Raw genomic sequence first — 16,131 nt, 5'->3', positions numbered from 1 at the left:
GCCGCTGCCGAACCGGTGGGGCTCCGGGCTTTCTTCGGGGCGCGTGTGACCGGTGTGAGGCATGGGTCACATTCACGCATGAGGCGTACAACCATTTGAGTCCCGGTCGGGTCAGAAGCATCCGGATCGCCGGAATGTGCCCGTGGTCCCGCGCCCCCGCGCGCTCAGACCCGCCCGAGAGGAGCCCTCCCTTGGCCGCTTCGCGTACGAAGCGGCGGCACAAGGTCCGCCGACGTTCCGACATGTCCCTGTTGGGTGGCATACGTCCGCCCATCGCAGTGCTGTCGGTTCTGCTTCTCGCTCTCGCGGGGGTCACCGCGCTCACCCTCGGCCGCCCCGACAACGCGGGGCTGCCGAAGGCCGTCATGACGTCACAGCAGCACTTCGCCGAGGACGGAGCGATCGCGCTGCGGGCCTCCGTCGACGAGGGCGTCACCGACCTGACGCGGACGGCCGGGCTGTTCAACGCCGGTGACCCGGTGTCCGCCGACGCCGTCCTCGACAAGATCGGCAACGTCTACCAGAAGTGGACCGGCAGCGCCGTCGTCGAGATCAAGTCCGGCAAACTCCTCGCCGCCCGCGGCGAGAACGTCCCGCTGACCGCGATCGACCGCACCAAGCTCGCCACCGAGGACGGCCTCGCGCCGCGCATGGTCCGCCTCCGGAACGGCGAGAGCAGACTCCTCTCCTTCGGGCTGCTCGCCTGGAAGGGACATCCGCAGCAGCTGATCGTCACCTCCGCGAGCCTGAAGTTCCCCGGCATCAGCCTCGGCAAGTTCCGCTCCATCGCCGTGGTCGATGCCTCCGGCACCGTGCTCAGCAGCGACGGCGTCCCCGAGCCCGAACAGGTGCGCACCGACGCCCAGCGCCAGGAGGCCAAGGAGTCCGACCGGCAGCTCAAGGCGTTCGCCAGGACCGCCGCGCGCAAGGCCGAACAGAACCCCGTCCAGTCGAAGGAGCCCGGCTCCGGCGGCTTCGCCGGCGTCAGCGGGCACCTGACGGGGGACCGCTACCAGGGCGAGCGGCAGATCGCCGGATACGCGACGCTGGCCGCGCCCGAGGCCGGTGAGACCACCGTCGCCACCTCGCTCGGCCTCAGCGTCGTCGCCATGACCAAGATCGCCGAGGATCCGCTGACGACCAGCAGCCCCGTCTTCGGCCTGATCGCCGCCGCCGCGCTGCTCCTCATCGGCGGCCTCACCGTCGCGTTCCTGCTCGGCGCCGTCCAACGCCCGCTCATCCGGCTGTTCCTGGAGAGCCGTCGCCTCACCCGCGGCGACCTCGCGCGGCCGGTCGCCGTGCCCCGCCGTGGCGAGGCCGCCCGGATCGGCGTCGCCCTGGAGCGGCTGCGCGGCCAACTGCTCGACGAGCACGAGGGAGCGCGTGCCCACCGGACTCCGGTGGTACGCCGACGCTTCGGCGCCCGTGCCCTCCTGGCGGTCGCCGCGGTACTGCTGCTCGTGTGGTGCGCCCCGCTGCTGCTCCTGCTCAACCGGGCCGGCGACACCGTGGTCGTACCGCAGCAGATGGTCAGCGATCAGCGCGAGCGCACCGACACCCTCAGCGACCGGGTGCGCCGCGCCCTCAACGAGGGCCAGACGGACCTCGCGTCCGTCGCCTCGCTGATCGGCGACCGCACCCGCCCCGCGGACATGGCCGAGGTGCTGGAGCGCACGATGAACGAGCACACGCGCTACGAGTCGATCTACGTTCTCGACGGTGAGGGAGCCGTCCTCGCCAAGGCCGGCGGCGACGTGCACAGCCCCCGGGGCCAGGCCCCCTCGACCAAGGCCGTCCGGGTCCTCGACCACCGCGGCAAGAAGCCCGTCATCCTCGGGACCGCGGAACTGCCGGGCCGCGACGGCGCGGTCGTGGTCGGCGAGATCCGCATCGACTTCCTCAACGCCCTGCTGAAGCGGCCCGGACTCGGTGACGTGCGGGTCGTGGACGCCAAGCACCGCATCATCGGCGGCAACACCGGATACCTCGCCTTCCACGGGCTGCCCGGCAGCCGCCTCGACGAACTGGTCGAGGGCGCCAACCAGAAGGTGGGTCTCGCCCCGCGCCCCAGCGGAGTGCTCTTCCGCGACGGACGCGACATCCAGATCGCGGCGGCGGCACCGTTCGCCGGCGGTGGCGCGGCGAAGTCGCTCGGCTGGTCCGTCGTCAGCTGGCAACCCGCGTCCGGCCTCTCCATCCCCGCGTACTCGTACCAGAACAGGACCGTGCTCGCGGGCCTGCTCGGGGCCACGGCAGCCGCCGCGTGCCTGGGCTGGCTGCACATCGTCGTCGTACGGCCGCTGCGCGAACTCGCCCGCCAGGCCGAGCGGCTCGCGGACGGCGACCGCAAGACGGTGCTGTACCCGCGCCACCACGACGAGGTCGGCGCCGTGACCCGCAGCCTCGAACTCGTACGCCAGCAACTGCAGGGACAACGGCAACAGCAGCGACGGCAGGGCGGTCCCCCGCGCACGCCCGCCGCGGCCGGAAGGAACCAGTAACACCGTGCTCTTCCTCTACACCGTGCTCGTGGTGTGCGGAGCCGTCCTGCTGATCGCCGGAGTGATCGAACAGCGACGGCACTTCGCCAACCTCGACCACATACCGACCCGCGTGCTCGTCAACGGCATCCGCGGCAAGTCGTCCATCACCCGCCTGTGCGCCGGCGCCCTGCGCGGCGGCGACCTGACCACGGTCGCCAAGACCACCGGCACCGCCGCCCGCTTCATCCACCCCGACGCCACTGAGGAGCCGGTCTACCGCAAGTTCGGCATCGCCAACGTCGTCGAGCAGATCGGGATCGTGCGCCGCGCCGCCGCGTACCACCCGGACGCGCTGGTCATCGAGTGCATGGCCGTCATGCCCGCGCTCCAGGAGATCAACCAGTCCAAGCTGATCCGCTCCACGATCGGCGTGCTGTGCAACGTCCGCGAGGACCACCTCGCCGAGATGGGCCCCACCCTCGACGACGTCGCCCGCTCGCTGTGCCGCTCCATGCCCGAGAACGGCATCTGCGTCACCGCCGAGGTGGACCGCTTCCACATCCTCCAGGAGGAGGCGGACGCCAGGAACTGCGAACTCGTCTACGCCGACCCGGAGATGGTCAGCGACGAGGAACTGCGCGGCTTCAGCTGGTTCACGTTCAAGGAGAACGTCGCCATCGCCCTCGTCGTCGCCGACCTCCTCGGCGTCGACCGGGCCACGGCACTCCAGGGCATGTACGACGCCCCGCCGGACCCGGGCGTCCTCTCCGTCGAACGCTACTTCGCCCCCGAGGACAAGAAGCTCCGCTTCGCCAACGTCTTCGCGGCCAACGACCCCGAGTCGACGCTGATGAACATCAACCAGCTGCTCGACCTCGGCGCCATCCACCGCCCGCTCAACGTCGTCATCAACTGCCGCCCCGACCGCGTCGAACGCAACGGGCAGATGGGCGAGATCATCCCCGAGCTCGACCCCGAGCACGTCTTCGTCATCGGCCACCCCGCCAAGTCCGCGATCGACGCGATCCCCGCGGCCTACCGCGACCGCGCCGTCGACCTGGGCGGCGACCGCCGCGACCCCGACGGGTTCATGGGCCAACTCCTCGGTCGCCTCGGCCGGGACACCTCGCTCGTGGCCATCGGCAACATCCACGGCCAGGGCGAGCACCTCCTGGAGTACCTCGCCGAACTCCCGCCGGACGAGAGCCCGGACGAGAGCCTCGACGGCGGTGAGGCCGCGCCCCCGGCCGAGATGCCCCAGCACATCGAGACCGTCCAGCTCTACGCACCGCGCATCGACCCGTACCAGCAGTACCCGCCGGCGTACGAGGAGCGGTACGCCGCGCCGCCCGCCGTCCCCGTGCAGCGGACCGACAGCCACTACCCCGCACCGCTCCTCGAACCGGTCCGCCCGCGCGGCATGTTCGACCCCGTCGTACCCCCGACCCCGCCCGCCGACGACTTCGAGCAGTGGCACAACTCAGCAGGAGAGCAGCACCGTTGATCCCCTCCGTCCTCACCCCCGAGATCGCCGCGGTGGGCATCGCCATCGGGCTGCTGTTCTCCCTGATCTGCTACCTGACGACCAACCTGTCGCCCGGCGGCATGATCACGCCCGGCTGGCTGGCCCTCACCCTCGTCGAGGACCTGCAGCGCGCGGCGATGGTCGTGGGCGTCACCGTCCTCACCTACGTCTGCACCCTGCTGATGCAGAAGTTCGTGATCCTCTACGGCAAGCGGCTCTTCGCCGCCGTCGTACTGCTCGGCGTCACGCTCCAGGCCACGGTCATGATCGTGCTGTCCATCGAGTTCCCGCTGATGTACGCGAACCAGACGCTCGGCTTCATCGTGCCCGGCCTCATCGGCTATCAGCTGGTCCGCCAGCCCAAGGGACCCACGCTGCTCGCGACCGGCTCGGTGACGCTGATGGCGTACGTCGTCCTGACCGCGGGCATCCTCCTCGGCTTCATGCCGTCCACCTGACACGCCTCGTCCCCGACCGGAGCCGAACTCCCATGCCCCCCAAGAAGAAGCGCCCCGTCCTGCACGCCGTCACCGTGCTCGCCCTCCTCGGTGCCAGCGGCTACCTCACCGTGGAGCTGAGAAAGGACGCGGACGCGAAGGCCCCCACCGTGCAGGCGGTCACCGACTCGCCGCTCCTGGAGACGAGCGGCGGCGAGCAGAGCGGCAAGCAGTCCTGGGAGCGCTTGAAGAATCCCGAGCGGTCCGTGCTGCGCGGTGAGAAGGGCCAGGTCCTCGCGACGTTCACCGACGGCGCCCGCACCGCGACGCTCAAGGGCCCCTCCCGCACCTTCAGCGAACCGGAGAACACCAAGTCCAAGGTCGTGACGGAGGACTGGGTGCGCCTCATGCCGGAGGCCTGGCGCAAGGGCGCCGAGAAACAGCAGTGGTTCAAGGACTGGTTCAAGCAGTACTACGGAAGCGAAGAGGACGACATCTTCGCCTACGCCTTCCAGTACGTGCAGGGCGCGCCCGTCAAGAAGGACGACGAGGGCCTCCAGTACGCGGGCGACGCGTTCTTCGGCCCGTTCAAGAAGGACGGCGTGGACCGCCTCGAACAGAACGACTTCTACGACTACCTGGGCATCCCCTACACCTTCCGCGACGGTACGACCCTGAGGCCGCACGCGGACCGCCTCCGCTCCCTGGACTGCTCCGGCTTCATGCGCATGATCTGGGGCTACCGGGCCCGCTTCCCGCTCGCCGCCACCAACAAGGTGGGCGACGGCCTGCCGCGCACCGCCGACGGCATGGCCCGCTCCAAGGTGGGCGTCGACATCATCAAGCTCCAGGGCCCCTCACCCTGGTACACCCGCCCCACCAACATCGACGTACTCCAGCCCGGCGACCTCCTCTTCTTCAAGATGGACCACCGCACGGCCAATCACCTGGACCACGTCGCCCTGTACCTCGGCCTGGACACCAACGGCCACCGTGTCTTCGTCTCCAGCCGCAAGGAGGTCAACGGCCCGACCATGGGCGACCAGGGCGGTACCTCCCGGGTCGACGGGAACGGTTTCTACGCGGGGCTGTTCCGGAGCGCGAAGCGGTTGTGAGGCCCGGGCCGAAGGGGAGAGGACCGGGCCCCCGGCCTAAGCTGGTTCCCGTGAACGGCGACTGGCTGATGCGTGGACGTGACGGCTCGCTCTGCGCGTACGCGTACGCCCCCGGCGGCGACGCGATCGTGTGCCGTGTCGAGCGGCAGCCCGGAGGCTCCTGGTCGGCTCCCCGTACCGTCGGCGGTGAGCAGCGCGTTCACCCCGGCGGGGCCGTCGCCCGCGGTGCGCAGGGGTACGCCCACCTCGTCGCCTGGCGGCCCACCGTCTCCGGCGAGGCCGGGCTCGTGCACTCGACGCACTTCCAGTCGCACCTGGCCGCGCTCGACTGGAGCTCCATCGGCCACCCGAACAAGAAGGGCGACCGCACCGGTCCGCCCGCCGTCGCCGTCGACGCGCAGGGGCGTGCCCACGTCTTCGTACGCAACAAGGGCGGCGGGGTCAGCCTGCGTGTGCAGGAGGAGAAGGGCGGGTGGGGGCCCTGGCACGACCTCAAGGGGGAGGACGTGCGCGGGGAACTCGCGGCCGTGACAGGGGAGTCGGGGCTCGTCACCCTGTACGGGGTCACCGCCGACGGTGGTCTGCTGCGCTGGCGTCAGGAGGAGCCGGGGCAGCCTCTCGTACGGGATGAGAAGCCTTGGGCCGCCGCTGCCCGGCCCGACACTCTGCGGGCCATCGCCACGTCGTCCGAACACACCACCCTCTTCTTCACCGATGAGGACGGCGCCGTGTGCGCCTGGCGCGGGGACGAGGCGCCGGTGCGGGTTCTGGACGCGGCCGGGCCCGGGGCCGTGGCGGCGGTTCGGTGTCAACTGGACGGCGTGGACTGCACGTTGCTCGCTCAGCGCACGGCCGGCGGTCGGGTCGCCTTCGCCGCGTATCCCACCGAGACGGAGTCCGCGGGGGCCTGGTGGGCGGAGTCCGGGCCGGAGTTGCCGGCGGATGCGGGGGTCGCGCTCGCGGAGGACGTCAATGGGCTTGTGGTGGCCGGTAGTTGGGCGCCGGGGCGGCTGTATCTCACGCGGCGCAAGCGTGATGAGCCGGGGCTCGCGTTGGAGGCGTGGCGGCAAGTGGTCTGAGGCCTTTCGTACCCCCCGCAAAGAGAACTGTGACGGCTCCCCACGAATATGTCGTGGGGAGCCGTCACAGTCGTGTCAGACGCGCCCGGTTACGCGGGGACCGAAGCCACACCCGCCTCCAGGAAACGCTTGCCCGTCGCCCGCTCGGAGACGCCCGCGCGGTCCAGGTACGGAGTGATTCCGCCCAGGTGGAAGGGCCAGCCGGCGCCCGTGATGAGGCAGAGGTCGATGTCCTGGGCCTCGGCGACGACGTTCTCGTCGAGCATCAGGCGGATCTCCTGCGCCACCGCGTCGAGGACGCGGTCACGGACCTGCTCCTCCGTGAGGACCACGTCGCCCTGCTTGAGCAGCGCCGCGACCTCCGGGTCCAGCTCCGGCTTGCCGGAATCGTAGACGTAGAAGCCGCGCTTCCCGGCCTTGACGACGGCCGCCAGGTTCGGGGACACCGTGAAGCGGTCCGGGAAGGCGCGGTTCAGGGTCTCCGAGACGTGCAGGCCGATGGCCGGGCCGACCAGCTCGAGCAGGACCAGCGGTGACATCGGGAGGCCGAGGGGCTCGACCGCCTTCTCCGCCACCGCCACCGGGGTGCCCTCGTCGATGACGTTCTGGATCTCGCCCATGAAGCGGGTCAGGATGCGGTTGACCACGAACGCCGGGGCGTCCTTGACCAGGACCGCCGTCTTCTTCAGCTTCTTGGCGACGCCGAACGCCGTGGCGAGCGCCGCGTCGTCCGTCTGCTCGCCGCGGACGATCTCCAGGAGCGGGAGGATCGCGACCGGGTTGAAGAAGTGGAAGCCGACCACGCGCTCGGGGTGCTTCAGCTTCGAGGCCATCTCCGAGATGGAGAGGGACGACGTGTTCGTCGCCAGGATCGCGTGCGCCGGGGCGACCGCCTCGACCTCCGCGAACACCTGCTGCTTGACGCCGATCTCCTCGAACACGGCCTCGATGATGAAGTCCGCGTCGGAGAAGCCCTCCGCCTTGTCGAGCACGCCGGAGACGAGGCCCTTCAGGCGGTTCGCCTTGTCCTGGTTGATGCGGCCCTTGCCGAGCAGCTTCTCGATCTCGGCGTGGACGTAGCCGACGCCCTTGTCGACGCGTTCCTGGTCGATGTCCGTGAGGACGACCGGGACCTCGAGGCGGCGCAGGAAGAGCAGGGCGAGCTGCGAGGCCATCAGGCCCGCGCCGACGACGCCGACCTTCGTGACCGGCCGCGCCAGGTTCTTGTCGGGCGCTCCCGCCGGGCGCTTGGCGCGCTTCTGGACGAGGTTGAACGCGTAGATGCCCGCGCGCAGTTCGCCGCCCATGATCAGGTCCGCGAGGGCCTGGTCCTCGGCGTCGAAGCCGGCCTGGAGGTCACCGGACTTGGCGTTCGCGATGATGCCGAGCGCGCGGTACGCGGCCGGGGCGGCGCCGTGCACCTTGGAGTCGGCGATGAACTTGCCGCGCGCCACGGCCTGGTCCCAGGCCTCGCCGCGGTCGACGTCGGGGCGCTCGACCTTGACGTCGCCCTTGAGGATCTGAGCGGTCCAGATGAGGGACTGCTCAAGGAAGTCGGCGCCCTCGAAGAGCGCGTCGGCGATCCCCAGCTCGTAGACCTGCTTGCCCTTGAGCTGCTTGTTCTGGTTGAGGCTGTTCTCGATGATGACCGAGACGGCCTTGTCCGCGCCGATCAGGTTCGGGAGGAGGACGCAGCCGCCCCAGCCCGGGACCAGACCGAGGAAGACCTCGGGGAGCGAGAAGGCCGGGAGCGCCTTCGAGACGGTGCGGTAGTTGCAGTGCAGGCCGACCTCGACGCCGCCGCCCATCGCCGCGCCGTTGTAGTACGCGAAGGTGGGGACCGCGAGCGCGGAGAGGCGCTTGAAGACCTCGTGGCCGCCCTTGCCGATGGCGAGGGCGTCCTCGTGCTTCTTCAGCAGCTCGACGCCCTTGAGGTCGGCGCCGACCGCGAAGATGAACGGCTTGCCGGTGACACCGACGCCGACGATGTCGCCCTCGGCGGCCTCCTTCTCCACCTGGTCGATCGCCGCGTTCAGGTTGGCGAGCGACGCGGGGCCGAAGGTCGTCGGCTTGGTGTGGTCCAGGCCGTTGTCCAGCGTGATGAGGGCGAACTTGCCCGCACCGTACGGGAGATCGAGGTGGCGTACGTTCGCCGACGTGACGACCTCGTCGGGGAAGAGGGCGGCTGCGCCCTTCAGGAGCTCAGCGGTGGTGGTGCTCACTTGTCGCCTCCGGCGTCCTTGTGGTGCGGGTTCTCCCAGATGACCGTGGCGCCCATGCCGAAGCCGACGCACATGGTCGTGAGGCCGTAGCGGACCTCCGGCTGCTCCTCGAACTGGCGGGCCAGCTGCGTCATCAGACGGACGCCGGAGGAGGCGAGCGGGTGGCCGTACGCGATGGCGCCGCCGTACTGGTTGACGCGCGCGTCGTCGTCGGCGATGCCGTAGTGGTCCAGGAAGGCCAGGACCTGGACGGCGAACGCCTCGTTGATCTCGAAGAGGTTGATGTCCTCGATGGACAGGTCGGCCTTCGCGAGGGCCTTCTCCGTCGCCGGGATCGGGCCGTAGCCCATGACCTCCGGCTCCACGCCCGCGAAGGCGTAGGAGACGAGGCGCATCTTCACCGGGAGGTTGTTCTCGCGGGCGAAGTCCTCGGAGGCGATGATCGAGGCGGTCGCGCCGTCGTTGAGACCGGCCGCGTTGCCGGCCGTGACGCGGCCGTGCGTACGGAACGGGGTCTTGAGGCCCGCGAGGCTCTCCAGGGTCGTGCCCGGGCGCATCGGCTCGTCGGCCGTGACCAGGCCCCAGCCGGTCTCGCCGACCTCGGCGTTGGTATTGCGGACGGAGATCGGCACCAGGTCCTGCTGGATCTTGCCGTTCGCGTACGCCTTCGCCGCCTTCTCCTGCGAGCGCACGGCGTATTCGTCGGCGCGCTGCTTGGTGATGTGCGGGTAGCGGTCGTGCAGGTTCTCGGCGGTCATGCCCATGAACAGCGCCGACTCGTCGACCAGCTTCTCCGACACGAAGCGGGGGTTCGGGTCCACGCCCTCGCCCATGGGGTGGCGGCCCATGTGCTCGACACCGCCCGCGATGACGGCGTCGTACGCGCCGAAGGCGATCGAACCGGCCGTCGTCGTGACGGCGGTCAGGGCGCCCGCGCACATGCGGTCGATCGAGTAGCCGGGGACGGACTGCGGCAGGCCCGCGAGGATGCCCGCGGTGCGGCCGATGGTCAGGCCCTGGTCACCGATCTGCGTGGTCGCGGCGACGGCGACCTCGTCGATCTGCGCGGGGTCCAGGTTCGGGTTGCGGCGCAGCAGCTCCCGGATGGACTTGACGACCAGGTCGTCGGCGCGGGTCTCGTGGTAGATGCCCTTCGGGCCCGCCTTGCCGAACGGGGTGCGGACGCCGTCGACGAAGACGACGTCCCTGACGGTACGAGGCACGATGGCTCTCCTCCTGGTGCGGGAATGCGCTGCGAATACGCTCATGCTACTTGCGGGTAACCAAGTCTTGAAGCCCCCCTGGTCGGAGCGGCGAAGGTCACATCCCTTTAAGCCCCTGCGGCGATTGAGCAGCGGGGTCCGGGGCGGAGCCCCGTGGCGTGGGGGAACGGTCGCGTATGCCAACGCGCCCCCCGGCCTGGGCCGAGGGGCGCGCTGAGCGGGAGGGTGCGGTCAGGCGTGGGACGCCAGCGCCGGAAGCAGGACCGGGGTCACCTGCTCCACCTGCCAGCGCCGCGCGCCGTGGGACGCGAGCGCCTCCGCGACGGATTCCGCGTCGATCTCCGCCGGCGGCTCCCAGCACACCCGGCGCACGGTGTCCGGCGTGATCAGGTTCTCCTGCGGCATCGAGAGCGTCTCGGCGAGGGCCGAGACCGCCGCGCGCGCCGCCGAGAGGCGGGCCGCCGCGGCGGGGTCCTTGTCGGCCCAGGCGCGCGGCGGGGGCGGTCCTGTCGTGGGCTGGCCCGGCTGCGGCAGCTCGGCGTCGGACAGGGCCCGCGCCCGGTCGACCGCCGCCTGCCACTGTTCCAGCTGGCGCCGGCCCATGCGGTGGCCGAAGCCGGGCAGCGCGGACAGCGCGTGCACATTGGGCGGCAGGGCGAGCGCGGCCTCGACGATCGCCGAGTCGCCGAGCACCTTGCCCGGCGACACGTCCCGCCGCTGCGCGACCTGGTCGCGGGCCGTCCACAGCTCGCGGACGACCGCCATCTGACGCCGGCGCCGCACCTTGTGCATGCCGGACGTGCGCCGCCACGGGTCCTTGCGGGGCGGCGCGGGCGGGGCCGAGGCGATGGCGTCGAACTCCTCGTGGGCCCACTCCAGCTTGCCCTGCCGGTCGAGCTCCTTCTCCAGCGCGTCGCGCAGGTCGACGAGGAGCTCGACGTCGAGCGCGGCGTAGCGCAGCCAGGGCTCGGGCAGCGGGCGCGTCGACCAGTCGACGGCGGAGTGGCCCTTCTCCAGTACGTAGCCCAGCACGTTCTCGACCATGGCGCCGAGACCGACCCGGGGAAGCCGGCGAGCCGCCCGGCCAGCTCGGTGTCGAAGAGCTGAGTGGGCCGCATGCCTATGTCGCGCAGGCACGGCAGGTCCTGCGTGGCGGCGTGCAGGTCCCACTCGGCGTCGCCGATGGCCTCGCCGAGCGAGGAGAGGTCGGGGCAGGCGACCGGGTCGATGAGCGCGGTGCCCGCGCCCTCCCGGCGCAGCTGCACCAGATAGGCGCGCTGCCCGTAGCGGTAGCCGGACGCGCGCTCGGCGTCGACGGCGACGGGGCCCGAGCCGGCGGCGAAGGCCGCGACGACTTCGGCGAGCGAGGCCTCGTCGGCGATCACCGGCGGGATGCCCTCGCGGGGTTCGAGGAGTGGGATGGGCGCACCGTCGACTGAACCAACAGATCCTTCAACAGAAGATCCGCCGTCGTCCAGAGGCAGCGACATTTGCGGCTGCCGCCGCGGGCCTCCGGTGGTGCGCAGTGAACTGTCTGCTGCGGTCTCTTGGGCGTCGGTCACCTGTCAAGAGTATCTGTGAACGCACGGCGCCCGTCGACGGAACGTTACGTCGACGGGCGCCGTGCGGAAGTAAACCGGACGAATCCGGCCATGGGTCGATCAGTGGATGATGCCGGTGCGCAGCGCGACCGCCACCATGCCGGCCCGGTCACCCGTGCCGAGCTTGCGTGCGATGCGGGCGAGGTGGCTCTTGACGGTCAGCGCGGACAGGCCCATGGAGACGCCGATGGCCTTGTTCGACTGGCCCTCGGCGACGAGCCGGAGCACCTCCACTTCGCGTCCTGAGAGTTCGCGGTAGCCGCCCGGGTGGCTCGGGGCACCCGGGGGGCGACGGTGCATACGGGCGGCCGCGGCGCCGATCGGGGCGGCGCCGGGGCGGGTGGGCAGGCCGATGTTCGTGCGGGTGCCGGTGACGACGTAGCCCTTGACGCCGCCCGCGAGGGCGTTGCGCACGGCGCCGATGTCGTCGGCGGCGGAGAGGGCGAGCCCATTGGGCCAGCCCGCGGCTCGGGTTTCGGAGAGGAGCGTCAGGCCGGATCCATCGGGGAGGTGGACGTCGGCGACGCAGATGTCGCGGGGGTTGCCGATGCGGGGACGAGCCTCCGCGACGGACGAGGCCTCGATCACGTCACGAACACCGAGCGCCCACAGGTGGCGGGTCACGGTGGAACGGACGCGGGGGTCGGCCACGACCACCATCGCGGTCGGCTTGTTCGGGCGGTAGGCGACCAGGCTTGAGGGCTGCTCGAGGAGAACGGACACCAGGCCTCCTGGGGTGCGGGACGGAGCCGGCTCGGGGATGAAGCCGGGGATGAACCGTGCTTTCAAGGTCACAGCAACCTTCGGCACCAAACCCGCTCGCCTTTAGAGAATGATCACGATTTGGTGAGTAACAATGTGAGCAATTCGGACACAGTAGCGATCATTCGAAAGGGTGCCGAATAGTCATGAGTCGCATCCAATCGAACCAAATCAGACCGACCGGGGCCATTTCGAAAGGACCCGAAACATGAGAAGGCCGCGTCGGAGAAGCTCCGACGCGGCCGGGAATCGACCCCTGTCAAGCCGAGAAGAGATCCCTGTGGACCGGTGCTCAGGAAGGTCGCGGCCCCCGGCGCTGCGGCAGCGTCACCACCGCACCGTCCGGGCCCTGCGGCCCCGCCGCCACCGGCGGAAGGCCCGCGATCTGGCACAGCACCTCGCACCACGCCGCGAGATGCGCCGCCGTGTCCGGGACGCCGCCCAGGCCCTCGCGCGGCGTCCACGACGCCCGGATCTCGATCTGCGAGGCGGGCGCCCGGTCGCCGAGCCCGCCGAAGTAGTGCGAACTCGCACGGGTGACCGTGCCCGAAGGCTCCCCGTAGGAGAGGCCGCGGGCCTCCAGCGCGCCCGTCAGCCACGACCAGGAGACGTCCGGGAGCAGCGGGTCGGCCGCCATCTCGGGTTCGAGCTCGGCCCGGACCAGGGTCACGAGCCGGAACGTGCCGTGCCAGGCCTCGTGCCCCGCCGGATCGTGCAGCAGGACGAGCCGGCCGTCGGCCAGATCCTCGTCACCGTCGACGACCGCGGCCTCCAGCGCGTACGAAAAGGGGGCCAGGCGCTGCGGCGGCCGCGTCGGGTCGATCTCGATCTCCGGGCGGAGCCGCGCGGACCGCAGGGCGTCGACCGCCGTGCGGAAGGCCGGCGGTGTGGGGTCGTGCTCCTGTGCAGCGTTCATGTCCCGAGCGTTCTGCCCCTCCCGCACTGATTCACTCATCCCGCCTGTGTCGTCGTGGTCGTCGCGCCCGTCGTCCGACCGTCGTCCCTGAGCCGCAGCCATGCCGGGAAGGTTAAGGGGAGCGAGCCCCGCGCGCGGGGAAGGACACCCCCTCGGAGCCCCCTTCCCCATGTCCTTCACAGGCGACGCGACGGGCGTGCGAAACTTTCGGGTGTGAGTGCCAACACCGAGGCCACGGGCCAGCAGCCGACAGCGACGTACGAACCCACGAAGGTCACCGAGAATTCGGCCTTCCTCAAGGCGTGCAGGCGCGAGCCCGTGCCGCACACGCCGGTGTGGTTCATGCGCCAGGCCGGCCGCTCGCTGCCCGAGTACCACAAGGTGCGCGAGGGCATCGGGATGCTGGACTCCTGCATGCGGCCCGACCTGGTCGCCGAGATCACGATGCAGCCGGTGCGCCGCCACGATGTCGACGCGGCGATCTACTTCAGCGACATCGTCGTGCCGCTCAAGGCCATCGGCATCGACCTCGACATCAAGCCCGGCGTCGGCCCCGTCATCGCCAACCCGATCCGCTCGCGCGCCGACCTGGCGCAGCTGCGGGACCTCACCCCCGAGGACGTCTGGTACGTCACCGAGGCCATGGGGCTGCTCACCGCCGAGCTCGGCGAGAAGCCGCTCATCGGGTTCGCGGGCGCGCCGTTCACGCTCGCCAGCTACCTCGTCGAGGGCGGCCCGTCCCGCAACCACGAGCACACCAAGGCGCTCATGTACGGCGACCCGGAGCTCTGGGCCGAGCTGCTCGACCGGCTCGCCGAGATCACCTCCGCGTTCCTGAAGGTGCAGATCGAGGCCGGCGCGAGCGCCGTCCAGCTGTTCGACTCGTGGGTGGGGGCGCTCGCGCCCGCCGACTACCGGCGCTCCGTGATGCCCGCCTCGGCGAAGGTCTTCCAGGCCGTCGCGGAGTACGGGGTTCCCCGGATCCACTTCGGTGTCGGCACGGGCGAGCTGCTCGGGCTCATGGGCGAGGCCGGCGCGGACGTCGTCGGCGTCGACTGGCGCGTCCCGCTCGACGAGGCCGCGCGCCGCGTCGGCCCCGGCAAGGCGCTCCAGGGCAACTTCGACCCGGCCATCCTCTTCTCCACGCCCGAGGCCGTCGAGACCAAGGCCCGCGAGGTCCTCGACGCCGCCGCGGGCCTGGAGGGCCACGTCTTCAACCTCGGCCACGGCGTGCCGCCCAACACCGACCCGGACTCGCTGACCCGGCTCGTCGAGTACGTGCACACGCAGACCGCGTCCTGACCCGACGGGGCCCGGTGCGGGCCGGGGGCTACCCCGCCCGCACCGCCGCCACCGCCTTCCGTGCCGCCACGAGCACCGGGTCCCACACCGGTGAGAACGGCGGCGCGTACCCCAGGTCCAGCGCCGTCATCTGCTCCACCGTCATGCCCGCGGTCAGCGCGACCGCCGCCACGTCGACCCGCTTCGCCGCGCCCTCGCGGCCCACGATCTGCACGCCGAGCAGCCGGCCCGTGCGCCGCTCGGCCAGCATCTTCACCGTCATCAGCGCCGCGCCCGGGTAGTAACCCGCCCTGCTGGTCGACTCGATGGTGACGGTCACGTACTGAAGGCCCGCACGGCGCGCGTCCTTCTCGCGCAAGCCCGTGCGGGCGATCTCCAGGTCGCACACCTTGCTGACGGCCGTGCCGACGACGCCGGGGAACGTCGCGTAGTCCCCGCCGACGTTGGAACCGATGACCTGGCCGTGCTTGTTGGCGTGGGTGCCGAGCGCGATGTGCCGCTCGCTGCCGGACACCAGGTCGAGGACCTCGACGCAGTCGCCGCCCGACCAGATGTTCTCGTGGCCGCGCACCCGCATCGACCGGTCCGTGAGCAGCCCGCCGTGCGCCCCGAGCGGCAGCCCGGCCTCCCGCGCCAGGGTCGTCTCCGGACGCACGCCGATCCCCAGCACCACCACGTCCGCCGGGTATTCGGCGTCGCCCGTGGCCACCGCGCGGGCCCTGCCGTCGTCCCCGGTGAGGATCTTCGTCACCTCGGCGTCGTCGACCATGGTGATGCCCATGCCGGTCATCGCCTCGTGCACGAGCCGGCCCATGTCCGCGTCGAGCGTCGACATCGGCTCGGCGCCGCGGTTCACGACCGTCACCTCGTACCCGCGGTGGATCAGCGCCTCCGCCATCTCCACGCCGATGTACCCGGCGCCCACGACCACGGCGTGCCGCCCCCTGGTCGCCCGCAGCGTGTCGAGCAGCGCCTGACCGTCGTCGAGCGTCTGCACGCCGTGCACGCCCGGCGCGTCGATGCCGGGCAGTTCGGGACGGACGGGCCGGGCACCGGTGGCGATCACGAGCTTGTCGTACGAGGTCCAGGACTCGGCCCCGCCGTCGAGTTCGCGGGACCGTACGCGCTGCCCCGCCACGTCGATCTCCGTGACCTCTGTGCGGGTGCGGAGGTCGATGTCCCGCTCCCGGTGCTCCTCGGGGGTCCGGGCGATCAACTCGTCCCGGTCCTCGACCTGTCCGCCCACCCAGTAGGGGATGCCGCACGCCGAGTACGACGTGAAGTGGCCGCGTTCGAAGGCCACGATCTCCAGGGCGGTGGGGCCCTTGAGGCGGCGTGCCTGTGATGCGGCGGACATGCCGGTGGCGTCGCCGCCGATGATCACGAGGCGTTCGCGTGCGGTGTCGGTGCTCATTTCCTCACGCTAACCCGGGGTTGCGGTCGCGGGGCTCCGCCCCGGACCCCGC

At 71.0% G+C, this 16,131-nt stretch carries 11 protein-coding genes and 1 pseudogene; 6 read left to right on the top strand and 6 right to left on the bottom strand.

The features are described 5' to 3' along the window. Nucleotides 1–242: 242 nt before the first annotated feature. Genes ACP4E5_RS13605 through ACP4E5_RS13585 form a run of 5 tightly spaced genes read left to right on the top strand, consistent with a single transcriptional unit; the run spans nucleotide 243 to nucleotide 6,639 of the window. On the top strand, nucleotides 243–2,501 hold the full coding sequence (locus tag ACP4E5_RS13605; RefSeq protein ID WP_425841290.1) for a HAMP domain-containing protein: 2,259 nt from the start codon (nucleotides 243–245) through the stop codon (nucleotides 2,499–2,501). Between the two features lie 4 nt (nucleotides 2,502–2,505). Beyond that, a complete protein-coding gene (gene pgsB / locus ACP4E5_RS13600) occupies nucleotides 2,506–3,987 on the top strand; it encodes a poly-gamma-glutamate synthase PgsB (protein WP_425828389.1) in 1,482 nt (493 codons plus the stop codon). Then, entirely contained in the window at nucleotides 3,984–4,466 is a 483-nt protein-coding gene (locus tag ACP4E5_RS13595) for a poly-gamma-glutamate biosynthesis protein PgsC/CapC (RefSeq protein ID WP_425828387.1), read from the top strand. Before pgsB ends, ACP4E5_RS13595 begins: the two co-directional genes overlap by 4 nt. A gap of 32 nt (nucleotides 4,467–4,498) precedes the next feature. Then, nucleotides 4,499–5,560: a C40 family peptidase gene (locus ACP4E5_RS13590; protein WP_425828385.1), complete on the top strand. Its 1,062-nt coding sequence runs from the start codon at nucleotides 4,499–4,501 to the stop codon at nucleotides 5,558–5,560. A gap of 50 nt (nucleotides 5,561–5,610) precedes the next feature. Further along, nucleotides 5,611–6,639 carry a PLL family lectin gene (locus ACP4E5_RS13585; RefSeq protein WP_425828383.1) on the top strand — a complete coding sequence of 343 codons (1,029 nt, stop codon included), beginning with the start codon at nucleotides 5,611–5,613 and terminating at the stop codon, nucleotides 6,637–6,639. 89 nt (nucleotides 6,640–6,728) lie between these two features. Here the strand turns inward: ACP4E5_RS13585 and ACP4E5_RS13580 are convergent, their stop codons facing one another. From ACP4E5_RS13580 to ACP4E5_RS13560, 5 genes and pseudogenes are all read right to left on the bottom strand, one after another. Next, nucleotides 6,729–8,861, bottom strand: a complete 2,133-nt coding sequence (locus tag ACP4E5_RS13580; RefSeq protein ID WP_425828381.1) for a 3-hydroxyacyl-CoA dehydrogenase NAD-binding domain-containing protein — start codon at nucleotides 8,859–8,861, stop codon at nucleotides 6,729–6,731. Further along, nucleotides 8,858–10,084 carry a thiolase family protein gene (locus ACP4E5_RS13575; protein WP_425828379.1) on the bottom strand — a complete coding sequence of 409 codons (1,227 nt, stop codon included), beginning with the start codon at nucleotides 10,082–10,084 and terminating at the stop codon, nucleotides 8,858–8,860. The genes ACP4E5_RS13580 and ACP4E5_RS13575 overlap by 4 nt, the downstream gene beginning before the upstream one ends. Before the next feature lie 231 nt (nucleotides 10,085–10,315). Next, a pseudogene (locus ACP4E5_RS13570) lies at nucleotides 10,316–11,646 on the bottom strand (HRDC domain-containing protein). 99 nt (nucleotides 11,647–11,745) lie between these two features. Next, entirely contained in the window at nucleotides 11,746–12,408 is a 663-nt protein-coding gene (locus tag ACP4E5_RS13565; RefSeq protein WP_266602921.1) for a response regulator transcription factor, read from the bottom strand. A 331-nt stretch (nucleotides 12,409–12,739) separates the two neighbouring features. Then, nucleotides 12,740–13,363: a DUF3000 domain-containing protein gene (locus ACP4E5_RS13560; protein WP_425828376.1), complete on the bottom strand. Its 624-nt coding sequence runs from the start codon at nucleotides 13,361–13,363 to the stop codon at nucleotides 12,740–12,742. Nucleotides 13,364–13,576: 213 nt separating this feature from the next. Between ACP4E5_RS13560 and hemE the strand changes: the two genes are divergently transcribed. Further along, nucleotides 13,577–14,665, top strand: coding sequence for a uroporphyrinogen decarboxylase (hemE, locus tag ACP4E5_RS13555; RefSeq protein WP_425828374.1), 1,089 nt, complete (start codon nucleotides 13,577–13,579; stop codon nucleotides 14,663–14,665). Between the two features lie 28 nt (nucleotides 14,666–14,693). On the opposite strand, the gene ACP4E5_RS13550 is transcribed toward hemE, so the two are convergent. Continuing rightward, on the bottom strand, nucleotides 14,694–16,079 hold the full coding sequence (locus ACP4E5_RS13550; RefSeq protein WP_425828372.1) for an FAD-dependent oxidoreductase: 1,386 nt from the start codon (nucleotides 16,077–16,079) through the stop codon (nucleotides 14,694–14,696). Between the last annotated feature and the right edge of the window lie 52 nt (nucleotides 16,080–16,131).

Origin of the sequence: Streptomyces fractus (assembly GCF_049844455.1) — a bacterium.
GTDB lineage: Bacteria > Actinomycetota > Actinomycetes > Streptomycetales > Streptomycetaceae > Streptomyces > Streptomyces fractus.
The sequence above is the reverse complement of the archived record's forward strand: the minus strand, read 5'-3'. Positions and strand labels throughout refer to the sequence as shown.

Coding starts and splice junctions, on each gene's coding strand:
- ACP4E5_RS13560 (WP_425828376.1), bottom strand. CDS start 13,363: ATGAACGCTGCACAGGAGCACGACCCCACACCGCCGGCCTTCCGCACG.
- ACP4E5_RS13590 (WP_425828385.1), top strand. CDS start 4,499: ATGCCCCCCAAGAAGAAGCGCCCCGTCCTGCACGCCGTCACCGTGCTC.
- ACP4E5_RS13550 (WP_425828372.1), bottom strand. CDS start 16,079: ATGAGCACCGACACCGCACGCGAACGCCTCGTGATCATCGGCGGCGAC.
- ACP4E5_RS13605 (WP_425841290.1), top strand. CDS start 243: ATGTCCCTGTTGGGTGGCATACGTCCGCCCATCGCAGTGCTGTCGGTT.